At 74.8% G+C, this 4,205-nt stretch carries 4 protein-coding genes; 1 reads left to right on the forward strand and 3 read right to left on the reverse strand.

All coding sequences use genetic code 11. The features are described from left to right. Nucleotides 1–315: 315 nt before the first annotated feature. The gene (locus AB0J68_RS28250; protein ID WP_354863236.1) at nt 316–543 is read left to right on the forward strand and encodes a CDGSH iron-sulfur domain-containing protein; all 228 of its coding nucleotides are present in this window, start codon (nt 316–318) and stop codon (nt 541–543) included. Nucleotides 544–570: 27 nt separating this feature from the next. Here AB0J68_RS28250 and AB0J68_RS28255 read toward each other — a convergent pair whose 3' ends face one another. The 3 genes from AB0J68_RS28255 to AB0J68_RS28265 all read right to left on the reverse strand — a co-directional run. Beyond that, complete coding sequence (locus tag AB0J68_RS28255) at nt 571–1,680, reverse strand: iron-containing redox enzyme family protein (RefSeq protein WP_363941442.1); 1,110 nt, start codon at nt 1,678–1,680, stop codon at nt 571–573. A 49-nt stretch (nt 1,681–1,729) separates the two neighbouring features. After that, nucleotides 1,730–3,484 (reverse strand): thiamine pyrophosphate-binding protein, encoded by a 1,755-nt coding sequence (locus AB0J68_RS28260; protein ID WP_363941444.1) that lies wholly within the window; start codon nt 3,482–3,484, stop codon nt 1,730–1,732. Continuing rightward, nucleotides 3,477–4,205: Vms1/Ankzf1 family peptidyl-tRNA hydrolase (locus tag AB0J68_RS28265; protein WP_363941447.1), on the reverse strand; the 729-nt coding region annotated here is incomplete at its 5' end. The genes AB0J68_RS28260 and AB0J68_RS28265, both read right to left, overlap by 8 nt.

Here is a 4,205-nt window from a genome sequence, read left to right on the forward strand (position 1 = left end):
CCAGCACCCGGGCGGCGCTGCCCTGGGCCACGACCCGGTCGCCGGCCAGACCGGCGCCGTCGGCCGACAGCCCCTTGTGCATCTTGTGCACCGGGCCCACCTTGCCTCGTTCGCTCACCACGCGGCCCGGCTTCCCGTCCCGATGGGGTTCAAACGGGGCATCACCCACCCGGCGGCAACATTCCACAGGTCAGCGGCGTTCGGCGACGATTGGCTCCGGGCGGCGGGAGCGGGCCGGCGGGGACGATCGGACCTGAGCGACCCACGACGTGCGCGCGGGGTTTCGTCGCGGCCGGGGCGGGCACTTCCGGGCTCATGCGCACCGAGGACACCGGCGAGTCCGCCGCCACGATCACCCCGTACGAGGACGGCCCGCTCCTGGTCCGCGGCGACTTCGCCCTGGTCACTCCGGACGGCGAGCGGATCGACGCACGCCGGGGCACGATCGCTCTGTGCCGGTGTGGCAAGTCGGCGCTCAAGCCGTTCTGCGACGGCACCCACAAGGTGGTCAACTTCCGGGCCGGCACCGCCCGCGAGGGCTGACCGGGCGGAGCTGACCAGGCGAAGCCGTCAGGCGACGGCGGGCTGGACCGGCGTCACCACGGTCGGCGTCGCGGTGAGCGACACCAGCGGCGGCACGGCCGGCGCGGTCGACAGCGGCAGTGGCGACCGCAGTGAGCTGCGGCCGGCGGCCCAACTGTCCAGCAGGTGCGCCGCGAACAGCCGGTCCACCGCGAGCGCCGCCGCCGCGCCGAAGAGCACGTCGGAGGCGAGCGCCGGCTCGGTACGGACCAGGCCGCCGCACAGGTCGTGCGCGGCGATCTGCTCGTGCACCGCGTCGGCCTCCACGTGCTCGTCGTAGAAGCGGGTGGCCACCTCGTCGAGGCCGAGCCGGCGCAGGCCGTTGCCGTAGCGGCGGTTCGGCAGGGACGAGGTCATCTCGAAGGCCGCCAGGTGCCCGAGCAGCGCGCCGCGCAGCCGTCGGTGCAGCCCGAACAGCGACATCAGGTTGTTGGTCGCCAGCGTCACCGCGGGCACCGCGTCCAGGTGGGCGCCGTAGCCGGTGTCCATACCCAACCGGTCGAGGGTGCGCCGGAACAGCTCGGCGTGCATCCGGTCCAGCCGGCCGTTGCCGTACTCGTCGGTCTGGATCTCGACGAGGGCGGCCTTGGCGGGACCGCCGAGGCGGGGCAGCGCCCAGCTGTGCGGGTCCGCCTCGCGCAGGTGGTAGACGGAACGGTGGGCGACGAACTCGCGGAACTGGGTGAGGTCGGCGTGCCGCTGGAGCGTGGCGGCCAGCGGCGGCCCGTCGTCGGCAGCGACCAGCTCGCCCAATCCGGCCGCGACCCCACCGGCCGGTACCGCCGGGGCTCCGGCCAGCCGGCGCAGCGCCGCCTCGAAGGGCCGTTCGACGCGGGCCCGCAGGGCCAGCAGCGCGGGCTGCCACTCCCAGCCCTCGTCCACCCCGCTCCAGCCCCGGTAGTGCAGCTCGTAGCAGAGGAACAGGGTCAGTTGCAGGTCCTCGTCGCCGATCGCGTCCACCGGATCGAGGTCGACGCCCAGGCCGGGAGGCAGGTCGTACGGCGGACGCCGCAGCGCATCGGTCACCGCTGCGGACAGCGGACCGCGCGGCTGCGGCAGGGGCGCGGGACCGTAGCCGCGGTCGGCGGGCTCCAGCATGTGACCTCCAGCGTCGTCGGGCCGCTACTGATGCCCTGAAGAGGTACGCCTAAACGAGATCGTCGACGGCCACCGCCTGCTCGACCTGCTCGCGTACCCGCCGGGCGCCCTCCCCCTCGGCATACAGTCCGCGCAGGTCGGCGAAGGCCGGCTCCGGCGGCGCCAACGACACCGCCGGGTCGACTACCGCTTCCAGGACGCAGGGGCGGTCCGCGGCGAGCGCCTCGTCCCAGGCGGCGCCGACCAGTTCCGGGCGGTCCACCCGGACACCGTGCAGCCCGAGCAGGCGGGCCCAGCCGGCGTACGGCACGTCCGGGCGCCGGTGGGTGAGGTCGGACGACGGCTCCCGGCCACCGCCCATGCCGTTCTGGTCGCGGTTGTTGAGCACGAGCACCACCAACCGTGGGTCGGCCCACCCCTGCCAGTGGTGCGACACCGTGATCAGCTCGGCGAGCCCGTTGAGCTGCATGGCGCCGTCGCCGAGCAGGGCGATCACCGGCTGGCCGGGCGCGGCGAGTTTGGCGGCCACCGCGTACGGCAGGGCGCAGCCCATCGAGCCGAGGGTGCCGCACAGTTGCGCGTTCACCCCGGGCGGCAGGACGAGGTGCCGGGCGTACCAGTAGAGGACCGAGCCGACGTCGACCGCGACCGAGCCGGTCCGCGGCGCCCGGGTGGAGAGTTCCTGGAGCACGAGCTGCGGGTTGATCGGTTCGGCGGGCGCGGCGGCCCGGTCGGCCGCGGTCGCCCGCCAGCGGTCGACCGCGCTCTCCACCGTGGCACGCCACTGCTGGTGCGGCCGCGACGGCTCCCGCGCCAGCAGCGCGCGCAGCGTCTCGGCCGCGTCCCCGACCAGGGGCACGTCGGCCGGGTACCGGCTGCCGATGCGGGTGCCGTCGATGTCGATCTGCACGGTGCGGGCCTGGTCGGGCATCGGGTAGTAGTCGGTCCACGGGTCGTTGGTGCCGACCAGCAGGAGCGTGTCGCAGCCGCCCATCAGCTCGGCGGCGGCCGGCGTGCCGACCTCGCCGAGCACGCCGGCGTGGAAGGGCAGCCGCTCGTCGAGGACCGGCTTGCCCAGCAGCGAGGTGGCCACCCCGGCGCCGAGCCGGTCGGCCAGCTCGATGATCTCGTCGGCGGCGCCCCGGCCCCCCTGGCCCACCAGGATCGCGGTGCGCTGGCCGTTGCCGAGGATCTGCGCGGCGGCGTCGAGGTCCACCTCGTACGGCAGCACCCGGGCCAGCGGCTCACCGGGAGTCGCCGTGATCACGCCGACCGCGTGCGCGCCCAGGTCGGGCACCACGGCCTCCTGCAGGTGCCGAGGCAGCACCACACAGGTCGGGCTGCGGGTCGCCGCCGCGGTGCGGAACGCCTGGTCCAGCAGCGCCGGTACGCTCTCCGGGCTGCGGCCGTACTGGACGAACTGGTTGCACACGTCGCCGAAGAGCCGGCTCAAACCGATCTGCTGGTGCGCGCCGCCCAGGGGCCCGGTGACGTCCTCGCCGACGATCGCGACGACCGGTTTGCTGTCCAGCTTCGCGTCGTAGAGGCCGTTGAGCAGTTGCACCGCGCTGGGCCCCTGGGTGGCCAGGCAGACCCCGATGCCGCCGGTGAACTTGGCGTGCCCGGTGGCCATGAACGAGGCGGTCTCCTCGTGCCGGGCCGGGACGAACGCCGGATCACCCCCGGAGCGGTCCAGCGCCTCGACCAGCGGGGCGATCGCCGCGCCGGGGTAGCCGAAGGCGCGCGGGACCCGCCAGGCCCGCAGCCGCTCCACCACCAGGTCCGCGACACGGCGCTCAGCCATTGCCGCGCCCCGGGGTGCCTTCGTCGACGTAGCGCAGCACCGCGCCGACGCCGTCGGTGAGCTCGGGCGCCTCGTCCGCGCCGAGCACGGTCAACGCCGCGTCGGTGCCGACCAGCGCGCGGACCAGCGCCGCGTCGGCGCGTACCCGCTGGGGGTCGTCCACCGACATCGCGCTGAGCTGGCCGGGGTCGACGGCGATCTCGGTCGGCTCCGGGCCGATCCACAACTCCCCGTTGGCCGACGGGTCGTCCACGATCAGCATGGTGTCGACCTGGTTGCGTTGCAGGGCCGAGACGACCGCGTCGAGACCGGCGCCCACGTCCTCCTGCACGCCGAAACGGTCCAGCGCGGCGGTGATCCGCTGGTCGGCGACCTCCGCGATGGTCTGCACGGTGAGGTCGTCGAGCATGGTCTGGTCGGCGCCGCCGGCCCGGGACCCGGCGTCGGTACGGACCACCAGGTCCTGCCAGCGCTCCGGCATCTGGGCGGCGATCATGCCGGTGGCCCGGACGTCGCCGGCCACCACCACCACGTCCGCGCCGACCCTGTCGGCCAGCTGCACGGTCGCGGCGGTCACGTCGCCGGCGTTCTGGTGCCACGCCTCCATGGCGGCGCGCTGATAGCGCGACTGGGACCAGCCGCCGGGCTGCACGCGACGCAGCGGGAAGCTGTCCCGGCCGGCGACGTGCGCCCGTCGGGGCACCCCGCCCGCGCTGACCGC

Origin of the sequence: Micromonospora sp. NPDC049580 (assembly GCF_040675595.1) — a bacterium.
Lineage (GTDB): Bacteria > Actinomycetota > Actinomycetes > Mycobacteriales > Micromonosporaceae > Micromonospora.

Excerpts from the sequence above, each read along its gene's own strand:
- AB0J68_RS28250 (WP_354863236.1), top strand. The coding sequence starts at position 316 with ATGCGCACCGAGGACACCGGCGAGTCCGCCGCCACGATCACCCCGTAC.
- AB0J68_RS28255 (WP_363941442.1), bottom strand. The coding sequence starts at position 1,680 with ATGCTGGAGCCCGCCGACCGCGGCTACGGTCCCGCGCCCCTGCCGCAG.
- AB0J68_RS28260 (WP_363941444.1), bottom strand. The coding sequence starts at position 3,484 with ATGGCTGAGCGCCGTGTCGCGGACCTGGTGGTGGAGCGGCTGCGGGCC.